General features: G+C 37.8%; 2 protein-coding genes and 2 pseudogenes. 2 read left to right on the top strand and 2 right to left on the bottom strand.

The features are described 5' to 3' along the window. Positions 1-195: pseudogene (locus GQO39_RS08555) on the bottom strand (hypothetical protein); the annotation flags it as partial. A gap of 62 nt (positions 196-257) precedes the next feature. Between GQO39_RS08555 and GQO39_RS08550 the strand changes: the two are divergent. Then, positions 258-572 carry a type II toxin-antitoxin system RelE/ParE family toxin gene (locus tag GQO39_RS08550; RefSeq protein ID WP_156851778.1) on the top strand — a complete coding sequence of 105 codons (315 nt, stop codon included), beginning with the start codon at positions 258-260 and terminating at the stop codon, positions 570-572. A 16-nt stretch (positions 573-588) separates the two neighbouring features. Beyond that, complete coding sequence (locus GQO39_RS08545; protein ID WP_156851777.1) at positions 589-885, top strand: HigA family addiction module antitoxin; 297 nt, start codon at positions 589-591, stop codon at positions 883-885. Between the two features lie 47 nt (positions 886-932). Here GQO39_RS08545 and GQO39_RS08540 read toward each other — a convergent pair. Then, positions 933-1,189 (bottom strand): annotated as a pseudogene (locus GQO39_RS08540) (phage antirepressor Ant); the annotation flags it as partial.

Below are 1,189 nucleotides of genomic sequence, written 5' to 3'. Positions count from 1 at the left end.
TAAAAATTGTTGTGTCCGCTTTGTTGGATTCTCATTCCAGATAGCTGTTGCAAGGACTTCATTGACAGAACCATCTTCAAAAAGAGCCTCATCAAATTTGCCTGTTTTAAATCGAGAAACCACCGCATTAGGCGAAACCCGCATCTTCTTCGCAAATGCACGAACTGATATCCCCTCACGATACTTCTTGGTCATTTCCACCTCTTTTGCTAAATATTTTTCAACATTCATCCTTTTCTTTAGATTGGTATCATGATATGATACGTAAAAGAACGAATGAAGGTGATTTGGTGATTGAATCTTTTGCGGATAAGCGGTGTAAAGATCTTTTAGAAGGTAATCTGCCTAAAGGTTTTCCAACAACTTTAGTACGCATAGCGCAAAGAAAATTGTTTATGCTCGATAAAGCAGTTGATCTCAAAGATTTGCGCAGTCCCCCAGGAAACCGTTTAGAAGCATTGAAAGGTGACCGCCAAGGACAATATTCTATTCGTATTAATGACCAGTTTCGTATTTGTTTTGAATGGCGTTCTAATGGCGCCTATGAAGTTGAAATTGTAGATTATCATTGATTTGTAGGAGGTCGAGATGAAAAATTATATTGCTATTCATCCCGGAGAAATTTTACGCGAAGAATATTTAAAAGAATACGCTCTCTCTGCTTATGCTCTTGCAAAAGCACTGAATGTTCCACGCACGAGGATAGAACGTATTATTGCGGAAAACAGTCCAGTGACTCCCGATACAGCATTAAGATTAGCCTATTTTTTTGATACCACTGCTGAATTTTGGCTTAACATGCAAGCTGCTTACGACGTCAGTATATTACAAACTGAAAAAGCAGATGAATTTGCCAAAATCAATAAATTTGAATGTACAGCTTAACCACCTCCCCATTTTTGAGAACGGGGAGATAAAATTATGTTTTAAGTCTAAGCAGCTTTTACGACAGATTTTGTTAGGACCTGCGTTGCTTCTTTAATTAAGGCTTTATATTTTCTGTTCTCTTCGTCCACTCTAAAAGCGTCAATAAGACGCATATGGATTGGACCTAAAAGATACAAAACTTTTTCACCAGCGTTCATTCCCTCCCAATAGCTTGGCAAATCAAAGCGTGTATCACGATCATAATCAACAGATTGGTTTCTTAATTTCTTTTCACACTCAATAAAGTAACGACGTGCCTGTC

The sequence above is a fragment of the Bartonella refiksaydamii genome (assembly GCF_902652675.1).
Taxonomy (GTDB): Bacteria; Pseudomonadota; Alphaproteobacteria; order Rhizobiales; family Rhizobiaceae; genus Bartonella; species Bartonella refiksaydamii.
This window is presented reverse-complemented; position numbering and strand designations above follow the sequence as displayed.